The following is an 18,631-nucleotide window of genomic DNA, read 5'->3' as shown; positions in this document are numbered from 1 at the left end:
AGGACGCCAGGCATGGCGTCAGACGCTCGCTTCTTCGTTTTCAACTTCGGCCGTCTCAGCGGCCTCGGCTTCGGCGTCTTCGTCAACCCATCCCATGGCCTGACGGGCATGCTGGATCATCGCCTCGGCTTCCTCGGAGCTGACGTCGAATCCCGAAAGCGTACCCTCGTAAATGATGGTTTCGCCGTCCTTGCGCTCGCGCCAGCCGGTAAGGTCATCAGCAGCGTAACCGGCGAAATCCTCCATGGTTTTCACACCATCCTTTTCGCCGACTGCGACCATCATGGCGGTTGTCAGGCCGGGAATCTCCCGCAGTTCGTCGGAGACGCCGAGTTCACGGCGCTTCTCATCCATCTCGGCCTCGATGCGCTCGAGATGCTCACGTGCGCGGGTCTGGATCTCTTCGGCCGTCTCTGCGTCGAACCCGTCGATCTCGGAAATTTCCTCCGATTCGACATAGGCGACCTCTTCGATACTGCTGAAGCCTTCCGACGCCAGAACCTGTCCGACCATCTCGTCAACATCCAGCGCTTCCATGAAGAGTTCGGAACGCTCCTGGAACTCGGCCTGCCGGCGCTCGCTCTCCTTTTCCTCGGTCAGAATGTCGATGGCCCAGCCGGTCAACTGACTGGCAAGACGCACATTCTGGCCCCGGCGGCCGATCGCAAGGCTCTGTTGATCATCCGGAACAACCACCTCGATGCGATTGGCATCCTCGTCGAGAACGACCTTGGCGACCTCCGCGGGCTGCAAGGCGTTGACAATGAACGAGGCCGCATCCGGGGACCACGGAATGATATCGATCTTCTCGCCTGACAGTTCGCCGACGACGGCCTGAACACGACTACCACGCATACCGACGCAGGCGCCGACCGGATCGATCGATGAGTCGCGGCTGATGACGGCAATCTTGGCGCGGCTGCCCGGATCACGCGCCACAGCGCGGATCTCGATGATGCCGTCGTAAATTTCCGGCACTTCCATCTGGAAGAGCTTGGCCATGAACTGAGGATGGCTGCGCGACAGGAAGACCTGGGGCCCGCGCTGCTCACGGCGCACATCGTAGACATAGGCACGGATGCGGTCGCCATATTTGTAGAGTTCGCGCGGAATGCCCTCGTCGCGGCGAATGATGCCTTCGCCACGGCCGAGATCGACGATCACATTGCCGTATTCCACACGCTTGACCGAACCGTTGACGATCTCGCCGACGCGGTCCTTGTATTCCTCGAACTGGCGATCCCGCTCGGCTTCGCGCACCTTCTGCACGATAACCTGCTTGGCGGACTGGGCGGCGATGCGGCCGAAATCCATCGGAGGAAGCTGCTCGGCAATGAACATGCCGACTTGCGCATCCGGCTGACGTTCCTTGGCGTCGCCCAACTGGATCTGCGTGTGATAATCCTCCACGTCCTCGACCACCTCCAGCAAACGCTGAAGCTTGATCTCGCCGGACTGAGGATTGATCTCGGTGCGGATATTGGTTTCCTGGCCGTAACGAGCCCGCGCGGCCTTCGAGATGGCGTCAGCCATCGCTTCGATCACGATGCGGCGATCGATATTCTTTTCACGCGCAACCGCATCTGCGATCTGCACCAGTTCCAGCCTATTCGCACTCACGGCCATGGGCGTCTCTCCTCATGTCATCGCCGGCGGCATCATTATCGTGCGCCGGGCGGTCGCTATCTTAATCCTCCGCCGTATCGGCGGAATCCTCGTTATCATTGTCGCTATCAAGGCCCTTTTTCTGGGCCTTGCGGGCGGCGCGTTCCTTGGCGAGAGCGTCGCGGATCAGATCATCGGTCAGTACCAGCCTTGCGTCCGACACCGTATCGAACGGGATCGCGACTTCGGCCTCATCGCCATAGCCGAGTGTATCGCGCCGCAGGGTGAACCCCTCGCCGGTCACGGCTTCGATGAAGCCGCGGAACTTGCGACGACCCGACAGGATCACGCTCGTCTCAATCTTGGCAAGATGGCCTTCCCAATTGCGGAAATCGCTCTTGGCAACCAGCGGCCTGTCGATACCCGGGGACGACACCTCGAGATGGTAGGCGCCCTCGATCGGATCGTCGACATCGAGTGCCGGCGAAATAGCACGCGACAGCTCCTCGCAGTCTTCGACGGTCATCGTGCCGTCGTTCCGCTCCGCAAAAATCTGTAATGTCTTGCCGTTCTGGCCGGTAATCCGCACGCGGACCAAGCGAAAATCCATGGCCTGCATGACCGGCTCGATAATCGCGGCAACCCGCGCCTCGATACCGGTTTCATGAATGATGCGGTCATCCATCTCGGACAAAACTCACTCCGCTACACTAAGAATCATGCCGGTAATAAAAAAGAGCGGGACCGGGTGGACCCACTCTCCGTCTACCGACCAAGAAGAAGTTGGCTCCCATATACGCGCCCCGTCGTTGATTTGCAAGGCGCGCTGAAAAGCCGGCGATCAGCCATCCATGCCGTCCTCGAAGACGATCCTGTCCTCCTTCGCACCCAGATCGAGCAGGGCCGACTTTATGTCGCCGACGAAGGCTTCGGGGCCGCAAATATAGAAGTGCTGGTCGAAGTCGGCGACATGCTGCGAAAGAAACGTACGATCGATCCGGCCGATGGCATGCGGGCTCTCGGGCTGGTCCGTCAGCGTATAGAGCGTCTCCAGCCCCTCCATGGCATCCCACTCTTCTTTCAGAATGATGTCTTTCTCCGACTTGTTGGTGAAGATCAACCGGTGGCCGCCGATCTGATCCTTCGCATTCAGGTCGCGCAAAATGGCGATGAAGGGCGTGACGCCTGCACCAGCAGCGATGAACGTGCCCTTTCCCTTGTAGTCGATCGTCCCCCAGGGATCATCGAGTACCAGCCGATCGCCCGCTTCGAGGCGATCGATCTGCTCTGTCACACCGTCATGGCTCGGATAAATCTTGATGGTGAATTCGAGATCGGGCGCGTCCGTCAGCCCCGTAAAGGTGAAGGGGCGGTCCTCGTCTTCCCAGCCCGGTTTGTCGACATGAACGTCCGTCGCATGGCCCGGCGTGAACTCGTAGCCATCCGGCCTTTCGACCGTAAGCCGGTCGACATTATGCGTTATCTGCGCGGTGGATTTGATCGTGACCGGATGGGTCATGCATTGCTCCCTTCGTTCTGCTGAAGAGCTAATGCATGGATGTTGATCCGGTTTCAGGATCAGGTCAGACGCGCTGAAAGATCAGATAGGCAGGCGGCCGCCCTTCCCTGATCGCTTTCGCCTCATACCGGGTGCCGGGCCACCCATCGTACGGGGTGCGCCAGTCTTGTGGCCCGGCTGCTTTCCATTGGAAGGCCGGGTGGCGACGGCAATGCTGCAGCGTCCAGGTCACATAGGTGTCGATGTCGGACGCGAAACGAAACAGGCCGCCCGGCGCAAGAACGCGGGCGAAGCGGTCCAGATTGGCGTCATTGACGAAACGCCGCTTCCAGTGTCGCTTCTTCGGCCAAGGGTCGGGGTAGAGAAGATCGATTCCGACCAGGCAATTGTCCGGCAGCCAGTTGAGCAGCTCGGTGGCGTCATCGTCATACAAGCGAAGGTTTGGGCGGTCGTCTTCATCCAGAGCGGTCGCCATCTTGGCGAAGCCGTTGACGAAAGGCTCAACGCCGATGAAGCCCATCTTGGGAAAGCGGCCGCTTTCATGATGCAGATGCTCGCCGCCGCCGAAGCCGATTTCCAGACGCACGGCATCGACCGGCTGATCGAACAGATCGCGCAGATCGGCAGGCGGGTGCTCGGCCAGGTCGATCACCCGTTCATTGCGGACCCGTTCAAGCTGCGCGGCCTGTTTCGGCCGCAACGCCTTGCCCTTGCGGCGACCGAAAAACGCTTCGGTCGCCCGGCTCTTCCTTTTCTCGTCCTGTTCCATCGTGGCAAAGCCCGTTCAGAACTACAGCTCAGTTGCCGGCGAGCTTGACCGCGTCTTTCAATGCCTTCTTCAGATCGGTCTTCTCCCAGGAGAAGGATCCGCCCCGGCCCGGCTTCCTGCCGAAATGGCCGTAAGCTGCCGTCTGAGCGTAAATCGGCTTGTTGAGATCGAGATGCTTGCGGATACCGGACGGCGAGAGGTCCATCACCTCTCGCACAGCCTTTTCGACCGACTCCTCGGTCACCTTGCCGGTGCCGTGAAGATCGACATAGACCGAGAGCGGCTGCGCGACACCGATTGCGTAAGAGAGCTGGATGGTGCAGCGCTCGGCGAGACCCGCGGCCACCACATTCTTGGCAAGATAGCGAGCGGCATAAGCTGCCGAACGGTCCACCTTCGTGGTGTCCTTGCCGGAGAACGCGCCGCCGCCATGCGGCGCCATGCCGCCATAGGTGTCGACGATGATCTTACGGCCGGTGAGGCCGGCATCGCCATCGGGACCGCCAATGACGAACTTGCCCGTCGGATTGATGTACCAGTTGCAATCGTCGGCAATCGCCAGTCCGCCTTCTTCCAGCGCCTGCCGGATGTAGGGCTCGACGACCTGCCGGACCTTCTTGTTGTCCCAGCTTTCGTCAATGTGCTGGGTGGACAGGACGATCTGCGTCGCTTCCTTCGGCTTGCCGTCCGCGTAGCGCACGGTCACCTGGCTCTTTGCGTCTGGGCCAAGTTTCGTTGCATCGCCTTCACCGGCATGGCGGGCTTCGGAAAGAAGCTGGAGGATCCGGTGCGAATACCAGATCGGCGCGGGCATCAGATCGGGCGTTTCATTGCAGGCGTAGCCGAACATGATGCCCTGATCGCCGGCGCCTTCCTCGCCCTGCCGGTCGGCGGCACTGTCCACGCCCTGCGCGATATCGGCGCTCTGGCTGTGGAGCAGCACGTCGATCTTGCAGGTCTTCCAGTGGAAACCGTCCTGTTCGTATCCGATATCGCGGATCGCACGGCGCGCTGCTGAACGGAAGCGAGTCGGATTGATGACGTCGTTGCCGTTCTTGTCCTTCTTCATCAGGCTCGGCGGCAGACGCACTTCGCCGGCGATGATGACCCGATTGGTGGTCGTCAGCGTTTCGCAGGCGACACGAACCGATCTCGGGTCGACACCGGTCTTGCGCGCTTCCTTATATATCAGATCCACGATCTCGTCGGAGATGCGGTCGCAAACCTTGTCCGGGTGACCCTCGGAAACCGATTCGCTGGTAAAGAGATAATTCTGTCGTGACACGCTTGTTCTGCCTATCGTCTCGTAGCGGACCGCGCGGAACCGCTTTTCAATTGCGGAAAAGTCGCGGCCTTGTGCCAATCGGGACGAACATGGTCAAGCATGTTCGCCCCAATCGCACTATGCTTCATATCTATCAGCGACGACGGACCGCTTTCAGCTCTCTTCCATCTCGCCCAAGGCTCGAACGAGATCGATCACGCGCCGGCGAACCTTCGGGTCGCCGATCTTGATGAAAGCGCGGTTGAGCTGAAGGCCTTCGGTCGAATTGAGGAAATCCACCACGTAGTTGGCACTGCTGGCTTCGCTGAAACCGCCGCCCGCTTTTCCCTCGTGTCCCGGCGCACCTTCGAAAAAAAACGAAACGGGCACCTGAAGGATCTCGCTAATCGCCTGAAGCCGGCTTGCACCGACGCGATTGGTTCCCTTCTCGTATTTCTGAATTTGCTGGAATGTAATTCCGAGATTATCGCCGAGTTTCTCCTGGCTCATCCCGATCATATTTCGCCTCAACCGAATACGACTGCCGACATGTATATCGATCGGGTTGGGCTTCTTTTTAATATCAGCCATTTCTTCCTCACGGGGTACCTTAAAGGGCATGGGTACCCGCCTGCGGCACCCCCTTCATTAAAGGTTGTGCCGCGTGAAACCCCCTTGCCGTTTGGATAAATTGCCTAGACCAATCGGTCAATCCAAACCGCGCCGCGATGGCAGGGTGAGGAGAAAAGCCAATAGCCCAAACGCAACCAAAAGTGCAATTCCTACCGTAGATCGATACACCCATGGTTGCAAGGAATTTGTTCTTGAAACGTCGATATCAAGGATGCCGGTTGCATTCAGTGCGAGTCCGTCCCTGACCCGGCCGTAAGGATCGATCAGGCCCGAAATACCATTATTGGCAGCTCGCACGACAGGACGGGCCGCAAGCACGGCGCGATATTGCGAAAGCCGGAAGTGCTGAGCCGGACCCGGCGTATCTCCAAACCACGCATCGTTGGTCACGTTGAGAAGAAACCCGGCATTCTCTTCCAGGTGCGCCGCTTCCTGTGGAAAGATTGTCTCGTAGCAGATCAGCGGAAGGATGGGCGCAAGACCGGGCAACTCGATCAATTCGTGCCGGCTGCCAGCCTTGAAGCCGCCCGGAAGGACCGCCAGCTCCGTCAGACCGAACCGCGCGAACAGATCGGCGAGCGGCAGATATTCGCCCAGCGGGACCAGCTGCACCTTGTCCGCAGCGTCAACGATGGTTCCCGTGTCGTCAATCGCCAGGACGGCGTTGGTATAACTGACCGATGAGCCCTCCTCCTTGGCACGAACCGCGCCCGTCAGAAGAAACTGCCCCGGATCGAGAATGCGGGCGATCGCAAGGAGCGCAAGCGGCTGGCTCGTCAGCACCCAGGGCGCGGCCGTTTCCGGCCATACGATGAGCTGCGGCGGCTCGCCGTTTTCAGGCTCTTGTTTGCTGAGGGCGATGTGTCGATCGAAGATCGCCGTCCGCGTCTCGTCGTCCCATTTTTCATTCTGCAAGATCGCGGGCTGGACAATGCGCATAGCGATGACATCGCCGTTCGATGCTGCATCTTCCTGACCGGCCTGCCACATTCGCCAAGCGCCGAAGCCGGTCTGCGCCACCAAGAGTAGAACGAGAAGAGCAAGGCCCGTCCGCCGCCATCTCTCCGCGACGAGCATGACCGGCAGACTGAACAGCAGGGTCGCCAGAGCGTTCATCCCCGTCATGCCGATGAAAGGCAGAGGCTGCATCAGGAGCGGCACCGGCATCGCCGCGGCCGCGACAGGCGCCCACGGAAACCCGGTGAACAGAAATGTGCGCAGCCATTCCAGCGCCCCGAACGCGGCGGCCAGTGCGAAAAGCCGACCCAGATCATCAGCCCACACGAATCGTGCCAGTGCGGTGGCGACCCCATAAAAACAGGCCAGAATGGCAGGCAGGATGATGACGCCGATCGGCACCATCCAAGCGTGCAGCTCAGCCTCGACGAAAAAGGCCGCGCCAATCCACCAGAGCGTGGCGGCGAACCAGCCGAAGCCGAACCAAAAACCGGCGCAGAAGGCAGGAATGATGCGGGCCCTAAACGCCCCGCCCCCGTCGGCTATCCCGTCAAGAAGCAGGACCAGGATGGGAAAACTGACGAAACAAACAAAAGGAAAATCATAAGGCGCCTGCGCGAAACTGCCGAGCGCGCCCGCCAGCAATGACAGGCCGTTACGACGCCAGCCGGAAAGTAGAACGATGCGTCCTGCCCAGTCCTCGAGCATTTTGCGCGCTGTCCCCACCCGAATCGCTAGCCCTGGCAGTGGTGTTAACAGATTGGGCGTGCCGATAAAATCGGCTGCCGCCCCTGCCGAATCGACAGAACAGTGCTTCGAGCGGGGAGAGCGATGCGCTTAGCGGTCAGCTGGTGCCGTTACCGCGCTCAGGAACGACAGGCGTTTCAGGTCCGGATCGCGTAGCCCGCCGCCGGCGATCGGTCCTCAGACGCATGATGCGGACACGCTTGATGCGCCGGGGATCCGCATCGATGACATGGAACTCCCAGCCCGGTACGGCTTGGACGACCTCGCCGCGCGCCGGCACACGGCCGAGCGCGTTGAACAACAGGCCACCGACCGTATCGACGTCTTCGAGAACTTCTTCGTCGGCGACGAAATCCTCGCCGATTTCGCTGGCGACGTTTTCGATTTCGGCCTTGGCATCGACAATGAACACCCCTTCGGCACGCTTGCTGATCAGCGGCTCCTCGTCATCGTCGTGCTCATCTTCGATTTCGCCGAACACGACCTCGACGATATCTTCGAGCGAGACGAGCCCGTCGGTCCCGCCATATTCATCGATGACGAGCGCCATCTGAATGCGTGCCGCCTGCATCCGCGCCATGAGATCGCCCGCCAGCATGGAGGCCGGCACAAAGAGCACGGGCCGAACCAGACCAAGTTCCGAAAGCGGTTTGCTGAGATCGATGCGGGTGAGGTTCATGTCCGCAAGTTCGGCCAGCGTGTCGATATGCCCGTCGGCGTGTTTGGGCGCAGGCCCTTCGCGACCGCAAGACTTGCGGGTCACATGCGCCAGAACGTCGCGAATATGCACCATGCCGCGCGGATCATCCAGCGCATCGGCGTAGACCGGCATGCGCGAGCGGCCCGAGGTCTCGAGAAGAACCATCAGTTCGCCCAGCGTGGTATTGATCTCGACGCCCTCAATGTCGCCGCGCGGGATCATCACATCCTCGACCCGCACTTCGCGAAGACGAAGGATGTTGTTGAGCATCGCCTTTTCGGTGGCGGAAAAGCTCTCGGTATCGTCGTCGGATGATTCCAGCGCTTCAGCGAGATCCGCCCTGAGGCTGCCCTGTCTTCGCCCGCCGAAAATACGAGACAGAATGCCGGGGCGGTCCTGGTGCTCTTCAGCTTGGGGCGCTTCGGATTCTGGCCGTGATTGTCGGTCGTCGTCGATCTCGTCAGACATCGCCAGATTTCCCGTCTCTCATCGCCTCAGTCGCATGCGCGGCGCCGACTCTGCTTTCATATGGATCCGATATGGACAGGCGGGCAAGGATGGCCGTCTCGATCGACTCCATTGCATCGGCCTCGTCTTCGGTTTCGTGATCCCAACCGGCCAGATGCAGAAAGCCATGAACCAGCAGGTGCGTCAGATGATCGTCGAAGCTCTTGGTGGCTTCATTGGCTTCGCGCGTGACGACGCCATGAGCCACCACGATATCACCGAGCATGGGTGGCAGCGGATCGCCAGGGGCCAGATCAAAGGCCGGAAAAGAGAGAACGTTGGTGGGCCGGTCCTTCTGACGCCACTCCCTATTCAGCGCATGGACGGCATCGTCATCCGTCAGCACGACGGACAGTTCGCAGTACTCGCCAAAGGAAAGTCCGGTTTCGCGCAGCGTCGCCTCGATGGCGCGGCGCGCCAGAGCTTCGAGCACGTCCTGCGAGCCCCAATCATCACTGTCGATGGAAAGAAGAAGTTCGACGCCTTCGTCAGACGGACTGGGAGGCCGGTCGTCATCTCCGCTCAACTGTTCGCGCTCAGGCATCGCCGCTCGCTTTCGATCCGTCCGAGCCGTCATCATCGGCCGTGTAACGGGCGATGGTCTGCTTTTCACCTTCGCGCTCATAGGCGCGCACGATTTCAGCGACGAGCGGATGGCGAACCACATCGACATCGCGGAAGCGGACCTTGACGATCCCCGGAACGTCCCCGAGCACATGAAGGGCTTCGACAAGACCGCTTTTCGCGCCGCGCGGCAGATCGATCTGACTTGGGTCACCTGTCACGATCATGCGGCCACCCTCGCCAAGGCGTGTCAGAAACATCTTCATCTGCATCGATGTGGTGTTCTGCGCCTCGTCCAGAATGACACAGGCATGGCTGAGCGTGCGGCCGCGCATGAAGGCCAGTGGCGCGATTTCGATGACGCCCGCAGTCAAGGCACGCTCGACCTTGTCAGCCGGCATCATATCGTAGAGCGCGTCATAGAGGGGGCGGAGATAGGGATCGACCTTCTCCTTCATGTCGCCGGGCAGAAAGCCCAGTCGCTCTCCGGCCTCAACGGCGGGCCGGGACAGGATGATACGCTCGACGATTCCGCGCTCCAGAAGCATGGCAGCGTGCGCCACGGCCAGATAGGTCTTGCCGGTGCCCGCCGGCCCGATGCCGAATACCAGTTCGGCCCGGTCGAGCGCCCGCATATAGGCATCCTGGTTGGGCGAGCGCGCATAGATCGTCTTCTTGCGCGTCGATATCTGGGCGGCGGCGACATGCCCGCCGCCAATATTCGGCAGATCGAGCTGATCGTCGGCAGCGACCGCCATGCGAATCGCGCCATCGACGTCCGACGGGGCGATCTCGGCCCCCTTTTCCAAAAGGTCGTAGAGAAAATCTAGCGCGCGACGCGCCTGTTCCGCGGCATCGGAGCCGCCGCGGATCGTCACCTCGTTGCCCCGTGGTCGCAGATCCACATTCAGGGCTCGTTCGATCCTCGCCAGATGCTGGTCGAATTGACCGAAAAGTTCACTGGCCAGTCGATTATCGTCAAAGGCAAGCACTAGGTGAGCCATGTCCGAAGCGCCGGACGGTACAGGCTTCACCGGTGAGACGTGACTCAATCTGCGCTCCTTCGCTTCCGCGCGATGCAATTGCGACTCACAAGCCGAAACCGCCCTTGCGGTTCCGCGCTGTCATGAGACTTGTTTTTTATCCATATGGGAAGAGGCAGGCACGGCGAAAAGAGAGTTAGGCCCAGCTTCGGTGATGGTAACGGTTACGAGATCGCCAATTTCGCCGATCGGCTGGTCAATGACGACGGATTGAAGCCAAGGAGAACGGCCGATCAACTGGCCCGGTTTGCGGCCCGGTTTCTCCAGAAGAATATCCATGGTCTCGCCGATCTTCGACCGGCCAAAGGCGATTTGCTGTTCGGTCAGAAGCGCCTGGAGACGCTGTAGACGCTCATCCTTCACCCCTTCTGGCACCTGATCGTCGAGCTCGGCGCCCGGCGTGCCGGGACGCGACGAATATTTGAAGCTGAACGCCTGGGCGTAGGTCACGTCACGAACGAGTTGCAGTGTCGCCTCGAAATCCTCTTCCGTTTCACCGGGGAACCCGACAATGAAGTCCCCTGACAGAGCGATATCGGGGCGCGCGGCGCGGATGCGGTCGATCACGGCGCGGTATTGAGCGGCCGTGTGCTTGCGGTTCATCGCCTTCAGAATGCGGTCGGAGCCTGACTGAACCGGCAGGTGCAGATAGGGCATCAGAACAGGCAGTTCGCGATGGGCCTCGATCAGCGCATCATCCATGTCGCGCGGGTGGGACGTCGTGTACCGCAGCCTCTCCAGACCCGGCAGTTGCGCCAGGGTGCGCACAAGACCGCCAAGACCGATCGAAGCACCGGTTTCGTCTTCGCCATGCCAGGCATTGACGTTCTGGCCAAGCAGCGTGATCTCGCGCACGCCTGCCTCGGTCAGTCCGCGCGCCTCTTCGACCAGCCGCGCTAGCGGGCGGGACACCTCTGCACCGCGCGTATAGGGGACGACGCAGAAGGTGCAGAACTTGTCGCACCCTTCCTGAACGGTCAGAAAGGCGGTGACCCCGCGCTTGCGTGTCACCTTTGGTTTGGCGAGCGGCAGATGATCGAACTTGTCTTCTGCAGGAAAGTCGGTCTCGACCACGGTTTCGCCGGAACGCGCGCGGCGGACGGCCTCGCCGAGGCGGTGATAGGTCTGGGGACCGATCACCATATCCACGGCCTTCTGCCGCCGGACGATCTCTGATCCTTCCGCCTGGGCCACACAGCCGGTCACGCCGATCAGGAATTCACGGCCGTCTGCCCGCCTTTCCTGCTTCATGTCGCGTAGCCGGCCGAGCTCCGAATAGACCTTCTCCGCGGCCTTCTCGCGAATGTGACATGTGTTCAGCAGGACAAGATCGGCATCCTCGGCGCTATCGACAGGCTGATAGCCCTCTGCCGCCAGAGCATCGCCCATGCGCTGGCTGTCATAGACATTCATCTGGCAGCCATAGGTCTTCACATAAACGCGCTTCGGATGGGTGGAACGCTCCCCCGCATCGAGGGCGATAATGGGCGCGGCCGCTTCATCGATCTCGCGGATGGCGGTATCGTTCGGATGTTCGGTCATGCTCGCTCGTTCAGGCTTCGCTTTTAGGCCGGCTCCATAACGCTGTTTTGCGGCAAAAGGGAGTCCCCCTTGCCGCCTCAAGCTCATCCCTCCGCCAGCCCCTTCTGAAGAAGAGTGCCGATCGTCTCTTCGGCCGTTCGGGTGAGCCTCTTGCGATCGGCATCGGGGCCGACGTCGAAAGGCTCACCGAAGATAAGGCGGACCGTCAGCGGCTTGCCGAAAAGAACGGAGGTCAAATGCGGTGCAAATTCCTCATCATCGATCCAGGCCGCATAATCACGGCGTTCCCTCTCGTCCATCGGCTTGCCGCCGCGGCGGACATAGGCCAGCGCAACGGGCTGGATCGTCATCGCGCCATCTTCAGCGGGACGGGCAAGTCGTACGGCGCCGAGAAGCGATGACTTGAAAGGTTTGAGAGAGGTGCCTGCGGCAGTGGTGCCTTCAGGAAAGAGGATGACCGGTTCGCCATGCCGCAAGCGGTCGCCGATTTCCCGCGCCTGCTCTCCGACATTACGCCGATCGTCCCGCTTGACGAAGATGCTGCGCGTGAACCGTGTCAGAAAGCCGACGCCCGGCCAGTCCGCCATATCCGCCTTGGCGACAAAGCAGCCGGGAACATGCGCGCCGAGAACGAGAATATCCGTCCAGGAGACATGATTGGACAGTGTCAGAAGTGGCCGATCTTTTGTCAGGCGTCCTTCGCGGATCACCCTCATGCCGACGACCCGCAAGGCGAAACGATACCACCACCGCGGAATAAGATAACGATGGGAAGCCACGGGAGAACGTGTCAGAACGAGATGGACAAGTCCCATCGGCAGGAGCGCGAAAAGAAGAAGGGGCGCAAGGAAAGCTGCACGGAAGACCGAACGTCGAACCCTCTCTCGCTCCAGCGGAGCCGCGGGTGCCAGCGCTGCTTGAGGGTCGTGCATGGATGGCTCTCTTTCATATTCGACCATGAAACCGTCAGATATCCCGCCGCATCGTCAAAGCCCTCGATCGTGACCCATCGGGTGCCCTGTAATAGCCGGGCCGCTCGCCGACCTTGCGAAAACCAAGTCGCCGATAGAGTTCGACCGCGCCCTGATTCTTCTCGTCGACCTCGAGAAAAAGCGTTTTGATCCGATCCGAATGAAGCTGCCGCATGACGCAATCCATCAGCGCCCAGCCTGCACCGCCTCGACGGCGAAACTGATCGACGGCAATCGACAGGATTTCGGCCTCGTCCGCCGCCGCCTGTGCGATAACGAATCCCTCGATCTGGCCGTTTGCGAATCCGTCACGAATGGCAACCAGCGAAGTGGTGTTGGGCCTATCGATAATGCGTTCGATTTCATCCTCGCTCCAGCCTTCGGCAAAAGACTGGGCGTGTATGCGCGCCATGGCGGGTACATCTTCATGCGCGGCGGGAATGATCTGTCTTTCGCGCTTGGCGAACGCTGGCAGGAAGGGCGTGAAAAATGGCCATAACATTTGAGAGCACTCCCTTACGCTTGCCGCGCTATGCGCGCTTTTGACGATGGTGGCTTGGCATCGGCGGCCCTCAGGTAAAGCGGCTCCGGCGGCGCGCCGGGCTGACGCAAAAGACCGATGGACGCAAAAGTCTCGATTGCTCCGGTGCGTGCATCCGGCATGGCGCCCACCGTCAGTCCCAAGTGGGAAATGCCGTTACCAACACCGAAGAGATCATCAACCGGATAGACGGTCGCACCGGCCAGATCATGGCCGTATGGCATCTTTTCCGGTCCGAGAATGCATTCGCCGTCGGCATCATATGCGGCCGCGTAGACCTCACCGCGTCCGGCATCAATCGCGGCCAGAATCGGTCCTGTGCCTTCGCCGCTGACCCTTCGGCCGTCGAGCGCCATCGCCTCCAGCGTCGTCACCCCCACAGCCGGGACGGAGAGGGCGAGGGCCAGACCACGCGCGGCGGCGATGGCTGTTCTTACGCCGGTGAAGGAGCCCGGGCCGACACTGACCACGATCTTCGTGATAGCATTTTTTTTGCGCCCGCCTTTCTGCAGTACCGACTGCACCATCGGCAACAAGCGCTCGGCATGACCGCTTTGGCGCGTCTCGACCTCTTTCGAAAGAAGCGCACCGTCCGCATCCATAAGAGCGACGGCGCAGATCGGCGATGCCGTATCGAGAGCAAGCAGAACCATTCGTTTCAGCTATGCGATCGCAACGGCTCGGGCAAGTCGCGCGCTTAACGCTCTCGGAAACGTACGATCAACATTGATCAACCCGATTAACTTTATGGGACCGGAACGGGGCAGCGGGGTGGGCGTTTTCGAACCGAGAGACTGGCTGGTGCGCGTCAAACGGGCATGGCGGTATGGTGGACGGAGCGGTTTTCCCGTTTTCTCGCTCCGGCATCAACGAATTGGCAAACGAGCACCTACCCCGCCCGCGCCAGCCGGTCTTTCCCAGCACCCAGAATGGCGACAGGATTGCAACACGGCGGATTTTCCGAACCCCCGACCTCCGCTCTTCGCAGTACCATGCGTTTTTCACGCCATCGATTGCGGCTATGAAGCCGTTATGTCCAGCGCGCTCTCAATTCTGTTGTTAGGTCTTCTGGCCGGATGCTCCATCACGCATCCATCCTCGGATCGGTCGAGCAGTTCTTCGGTGCCGATCTGCTCCGGCTACGGCTGCGTCTTCAAAGAGAGTTTCACCCCGAGCGCGAGAGAAAGAGCGCGCCTCAAAGATGTCATGGCAGCCGGCTCATCCTCTCCGAAGGCCGAGCGACGAGCCCTTGGCCGCGCCATCGCCATGATGGAAAGATCGGCCCGTCGCCATCTTGGCTTCGCTGCCGACGCGCCTCTCTCGGCGCAGAAGCATGCCAATGTTCGAGGGCAGATGGACTGTTTCGACGAGTCCGACAATACGCAAACCTATCTCTTCTGGCTCAAGCGCCAAGGCTTTCTGCGCTATCATAAACCCCTGCGTCGCGTCGGTCAGCGCGGCTTCCTCCTCGACGGACGCTATCCGCACAAGACGGCTCTCGTTCGCTCTTCCGACGGAACAGTCTGGGCGGTCGACAGCTGGCGAGGGCGCGATGGTCAGCCCCCTGAAATCATGCGTTTCACCCGTTGGAAAACGAGCGACAGCAGCGATTTCCCTTACGATCCCTCGGCCTAAGCTCAAGCCCCTTCATCAAAAAGCCCCTTCATCAAAAAGAAAAAGGCCGGCGAAGTTTCCTTCGCCGGCCTTCGTCTCAATATCAGCCGCGATCAGGCGGCATGCTTTTCCTTGGCCTCGCGACGGCGCGCGTGAAGAACGGGCTCGGTATAGCCATTGGGCTGCTCGGTGCCCTTGAAGACAAGATCGCAGGCCGCCTGGAAGGCAACGCTATCGTCAAAGTTTCCAGCCATGGGGCGATAGTTCGGATCGCCCTCGTTCTGCCGGTCCACGACCGCCGCCATCTCCTTCATCACATCCATGACCTGCTCCTTGCTGACGACACCGTGATGCAGCCAGTTGGCGATATGCTGCGACGAGATGCGGAGCGTTGCGCGGTCCTCCATCAGGCCGACATCGTTGATGTCCGGCACCTTGGAGCAGCCGACACCCTGATCGATCCAACGAACGACATAGCCAAGAATGCCCTGCGCATTGTTGCGTAGCTCGGCCGTCTTGTCCTCTTCGGTCCAGTTCGGACGCGACGCGACCGGCACGGAAAGAATATCGTCGAGGCTGGCGCGGTCACGGCTCTTCAATTCTTCCTGCACCTCTTCCACATCGACCGTATGGTAGTGGGTGGCGTGAAGCGTCGCGGCGGTCGGGCTCGGCACCCAGGCCGTGTTGGCGCCCGCCTTTGGATGGCCGATCTTCTGCTCCAGCATATCCGCCATCAGATCGGGCATGGCCCACATGCCCTTGCCGATCTGGGCGTGTCCCTTGAGGCCGCATTCCAGCCCGATATCGACGTTCCAGTCTTCATAGGCCTTGATCCAGGGCGCGCCCTTCATGTCGGCCTTCCGGATCATCGGACCAGCTTCCATGGAGGTGTGCATCTCGTCGCCGGTCCGATCGAGGAAGCCGGTATTGATGAAGACCACGCGGTCCTTCGCAACACGGATGCACTCCTTCAGATTGACGGTGGTGCGGCGCTCTTCATCCATGATGCCCATCTTGATCGTGTTGGGCTTCATGCCGAGAAGTTTTTCGACGCGGGTGAAAAGCTCGACCGCGAAGGCGACCTCGTCCGGGCCATGCATCTTCGGCTTCACCACATACATGGAGCCTTCACGGCTATTAGCGCGGCGGCCATCCGGCCCGACATCCTGCAGAGCGCCAAGCGCGGTCACAGCGGCATCCATCAGACCCTCGAAGACCTCATTGCCGTCAGCATCCAGAATGGCGGGATTGGTCATCAGGTGGCCGACATTGCGGACGAGCATCAGCGCGCGACCCTTGAGCACAAGTTTCGAACCGTCAGGCGCGGCGAAGGTCTTGTCGGCATTGAGTTCGCGCGTGACGGTCTCTCCACCCTTCTGGAAGCTCTCTTTCAGGGTGCCGTCCATCAGGCCCAGCCAGTTTTCATAGACGTGCGTCTTGTCGGCGGCATCGACCGCGGCGACCGAGTCCTCGCAATCCATGATCGAGGTCAGCGCACTTTCCAACTCGACATCGGAAATGCCGGCCGGATCGTCCTTGCCGATCTGATGGTTGCGGTCGATGTGAACCAGCGCATGCAGGCCATTATTGACCAGAGCAATTGTGGACGGCTCGCCGCCCTCTTCAGAAAAGCCGGCCAGATCTTCCTCATAGCGCAGCGTCTTGTCTCCATCATGCGTACGAACCGACAGCTTTCCGTTTTCGATGGCAAGGCCGGTCGCATCCGCCCAGAGCGCGTCTTCCAACGGGAATGTGCGGTCCAGAAACTCCTTGGCCCACTCGATAACCCGCGCACCGCGCTCGGCATTATAGCCGCTGCCCTCCGGCCGGTCGCCCATGGCGTCGGTGCCATAGAGCGCATCATAGAGAGATCCCCAGCGCGCATTGGCGGCATTCAGGGCATAGCGGGCATTGTCGACGGGCACGACCAGCTGCGGGCCGGCGACGGTCGCGATCTCGGGATCGACATTCTGCGTATCGACGGAGAATGCCTCGCCTTCCGGCTTGAGATAGTCGATCTCCCGGAGAAACTCCTTGTAGGCCTCCAAGTCTGTCGGCGCGCCATTTTCCTTGTACCAGCCGTCGATCTTTTCCTGCATCTCGTCGCGAATTTTCAGCAGATCGTGATTTTTCGGTGTCAGATCGGCGATGATCGACGCGAAACCTTCAAAGAAGGCATCCTCATCGACGCCCGAATTCTTAAGCGCCTTCTCGACGATGAAATCGTGCAGCGCCTTGTCGTATTGCAGTCCGCTTCGCTCGATGCGTTCGGTCATGTTGATCCTCCGGGCCTTTTGGCGTGTTGAACTCTTGGTTCGCCACATGGTTTTCTTGGCCATGCATTCAACATGCCGCCCCCAAGCCGTCAATTCAGGCAAAGGTGAAAATCACTTTCGCCAATTTGGAAAAGGTAGCGCTATCCAGTGGTGGCTATAGCCCTTCCAGCAGCAAAGGCCGAGGCCCAGGCCCATTGGAAGTTGTAGCCGCCCAGCCAGCCCGTCACATCGACCACCTCGCCGATGAAATAGAGGCCCTGCACGGCCTTCGCTTCCATCGTCTGCGAGGACAGCGCGTCGGTATCGACGCCGCCGAGCGTTACCTCGGCGGTGCGGTAGCCTTCAGTGCCGGCGGGGATGATCTGCCAGTCATTGGCCGCGGCGTTCAGCCTAGAAAGGCTCTTCCTGCCCTGCTCAGCCAGGCGGCCCGAAACCCCGGCGCGGGCGCAGATGTCATGCGCCAGCCGCTCGGGTAGCATCGTCGCCAGCACGGTCTCGACCGTCTTCTTGCCGTCACCCGCCTGTGCCCTTTCCAGAAGCGCATCGGCCAGATCACGCTGCGGCGCGAGCGAAAGGCGCACCATCTCGCCCTCCCGCCAATAGGACGAAGCCTGCAGAACGGCCGGGCCGGACAGGCCGCGATGGGTGAAAAGGATCGCCTCGTCGAAGGTGGTTCCGCGCCCGCCCTGACCAGCGGTCACGCGGCCCTGCACCGAGACGCCGGCGAGCGCCTTCACCTCCTCATGCAGTGCGCCGGTGAGCGTGAAAGGCACCAGCGCCGGGCGCGGCTCCACGATCGGAAGGCCGAACTGCCGCGCCAGATCGTAGCCAAAACCGGTCGCGCCCATTTTCGGGATCGATTTGCCGCCCGTCGCGACGACCAGATTGGCGCAGGAGAGCGTCTGTCGCTTTCCGTCACGCTCGACCGTTACGGCGAAGCCGGCTTCCGTCTTCTCCACTTCGACGATGGTGGTGTTCAGCCAGAGGTCCGCGCCGGCGCGCTCCATCTCGTCCCGCAGCATGGCGACGATCTGCTTCGCCGAGCCATCGCAGAAGAGCTGGCCGAGCGTCTTCTCATGCCAGGCGATCCCGTGCCGCTCGACCAGCGCAACGAAATCCGCCGGCGTATAGCGGGCGAGCGCGCTCTTGGCGAAATGCGGGTTGGTGGAGAGGAAGTGCTTCGGCGCGGTGCGCGTATTGGTGAAGTTGCAGCGCCCGCCGCCGGAAATGCGGATCTTGTCGCCCGGCGCTTTCGCATGGTCGATGACAAGTGTCGAGCGCCCCTGCCCCACCGCATAGGCGGCACAGTGGAGGCCGGCGGCACCCGCGCCAAGGATGATGGTGTGATGGGTCATGCGCCTTATGGGCAGGCTAACTTC

General features: G+C 60.8%; 17 protein-coding genes. 1 reads left to right on the top strand and 16 read right to left on the bottom strand.

All coding sequences use genetic code 11. The features are described from left to right. Positions 1 to 18: 18 nt before the first annotated feature. The 14 genes from nusA to tsaB all read right to left on the bottom strand — a co-directional run bounded on the left by nusA (position 19) and on the right by tsaB (position 14,015). The gene (nusA, locus tag D8780_RS00960; protein ID WP_121643957.1) at positions 19 to 1,626 is read right to left on the bottom strand and encodes a transcription termination factor NusA; all 1,608 of its coding nucleotides are present in this window, start codon (positions 1,624 to 1,626) and stop codon (positions 19 to 21) included. A 61-nt stretch (positions 1,627 to 1,687) separates the two neighbouring features. Beyond that, a complete protein-coding gene (gene rimP, locus D8780_RS00955; RefSeq protein WP_121643956.1) occupies positions 1,688 to 2,290 on the bottom strand; it encodes a ribosome maturation factor RimP in 603 nt (200 codons plus the stop codon). Positions 2,291 to 2,446: 156 nt separating this feature from the next. After that, on the bottom strand, positions 2,447 to 3,124 hold the full coding sequence (locus D8780_RS00950) for a ferredoxin reductase domain-containing protein (protein WP_121643955.1): 678 nt from the start codon (positions 3,122 to 3,124) through the stop codon (positions 2,447 to 2,449). Positions 3,125 to 3,188: 64 nt separating this feature from the next. Next, positions 3,189 to 3,893, bottom strand: a complete 705-nt coding sequence (trmB, locus tag D8780_RS00945) for a tRNA (guanine(46)-N(7))-methyltransferase TrmB (protein ID WP_121643954.1) — start codon at positions 3,891 to 3,893, stop codon at positions 3,189 to 3,191. Between the two features lie 28 nt (positions 3,894 to 3,921). After that, positions 3,922 to 5,178, bottom strand: coding sequence for a methionine adenosyltransferase (gene metK, locus D8780_RS00940; protein ID WP_121646274.1), 1,257 nt, complete (start codon positions 5,176 to 5,178; stop codon positions 3,922 to 3,924). Positions 5,179 to 5,331: 153 nt separating this feature from the next. Beyond that, positions 5,332 to 5,748: a helix-turn-helix domain-containing protein gene (locus D8780_RS00935; RefSeq protein ID WP_121643953.1), complete on the bottom strand. Its 417-nt coding sequence runs from the start codon at positions 5,746 to 5,748 to the stop codon at positions 5,332 to 5,334. 117 nt (positions 5,749 to 5,865) lie between these two features. Then, on the bottom strand, positions 5,866 to 7,455 hold the full coding sequence (lnt, locus tag D8780_RS00930; RefSeq protein ID WP_121643952.1) for an apolipoprotein N-acyltransferase: 1,590 nt from the start codon (positions 7,453 to 7,455) through the stop codon (positions 5,866 to 5,868). 136 nt (positions 7,456 to 7,591) lie between these two features. Continuing rightward, positions 7,592 to 8,662: a hemolysin family protein gene (locus D8780_RS00925; protein ID WP_121643951.1), complete on the bottom strand. Its 1,071-nt coding sequence runs from the start codon at positions 8,660 to 8,662 to the stop codon at positions 7,592 to 7,594. Continuing rightward, entirely contained in the window at positions 8,655 to 9,245 is a 591-nt protein-coding gene (gene ybeY, locus D8780_RS00920) for an rRNA maturation RNase YbeY (RefSeq protein WP_121643950.1), read from the bottom strand. Before ybeY ends, D8780_RS00925 begins: the two co-directional genes overlap by 8 nt. Next, complete coding sequence (locus tag D8780_RS00915; RefSeq protein WP_121643949.1) at positions 9,238 to 10,269, bottom strand: PhoH family protein; 1,032 nt, start codon at positions 10,267 to 10,269, stop codon at positions 9,238 to 9,240. The genes ybeY and D8780_RS00915 overlap by 8 nt, the downstream gene beginning before the upstream one ends. A 120-nt stretch (positions 10,270 to 10,389) precedes the next feature. Continuing rightward, positions 10,390 to 11,850: a tRNA (N6-isopentenyl adenosine(37)-C2)-methylthiotransferase MiaB gene (gene miaB / locus D8780_RS00910; RefSeq protein ID WP_121643948.1), complete on the bottom strand. Its 1,461-nt coding sequence runs from the start codon at positions 11,848 to 11,850 to the stop codon at positions 10,390 to 10,392. 83 nt (positions 11,851 to 11,933) lie between these two features. Further along, the gene (locus D8780_RS00905; RefSeq protein ID WP_158598403.1) at positions 11,934 to 12,782 is read right to left on the bottom strand and encodes a lysophospholipid acyltransferase family protein; all 849 of its coding nucleotides are present in this window, start codon (positions 12,780 to 12,782) and stop codon (positions 11,934 to 11,936) included. A 34-nt stretch (positions 12,783 to 12,816) separates the two neighbouring features. After that, positions 12,817 to 13,323 (bottom strand): GNAT family N-acetyltransferase, encoded by a 507-nt coding sequence (locus tag D8780_RS00900; RefSeq protein WP_245412210.1) that lies wholly within the window; start codon positions 13,321 to 13,323, stop codon positions 12,817 to 12,819. 14 nt (positions 13,324 to 13,337) lie between these two features. Further along, a complete protein-coding gene (tsaB, locus tag D8780_RS00895; RefSeq protein WP_121643946.1) occupies positions 13,338 to 14,015 on the bottom strand; it encodes a tRNA (adenosine(37)-N6)-threonylcarbamoyltransferase complex dimerization subunit type 1 TsaB in 678 nt (225 codons plus the stop codon). A gap of 553 nt (positions 14,016 to 14,568) precedes the next feature. Here tsaB and D8780_RS00890 point away from each other — a divergent pair. Then, the gene (locus tag D8780_RS00890; protein WP_147440256.1) at positions 14,569 to 14,997 is read left to right on the top strand and encodes a hypothetical protein; all 429 of its coding nucleotides are present in this window, start codon (positions 14,569 to 14,571) and stop codon (positions 14,995 to 14,997) included. Between the two features lie 92 nt (positions 14,998 to 15,089). On the opposite strand, the gene D8780_RS00885 is transcribed toward D8780_RS00890, so the two are convergent. Together D8780_RS00885 and D8780_RS00880 are read right to left on the bottom strand one after the other, a co-directional pair. Further along, positions 15,090 to 17,252, bottom strand: a complete 2,163-nt coding sequence (locus D8780_RS00885; RefSeq protein WP_121643944.1) for a malate synthase G — start codon at positions 17,250 to 17,252, stop codon at positions 15,090 to 15,092. Between the two features lie 140 nt (positions 17,253 to 17,392). Continuing rightward, entirely contained in the window at positions 17,393 to 18,607 is a 1,215-nt protein-coding gene (locus D8780_RS00880; RefSeq protein WP_121643943.1) for a BaiN/RdsA family NAD(P)/FAD-dependent oxidoreductase, read from the bottom strand. Between the last annotated feature and the right edge of the window lie 24 nt (positions 18,608 to 18,631).

The sequence above is a fragment of the Notoacmeibacter ruber genome, assembly GCF_003668555.1.
Classification (GTDB): Bacteria; Pseudomonadota; Alphaproteobacteria; order Rhizobiales; family Rhizobiaceae; genus Notoacmeibacter; species Notoacmeibacter ruber.
Note: the sequence above shows the minus strand (reverse complement) of the source record. Positions and strands in the feature narration are given on the sequence as shown.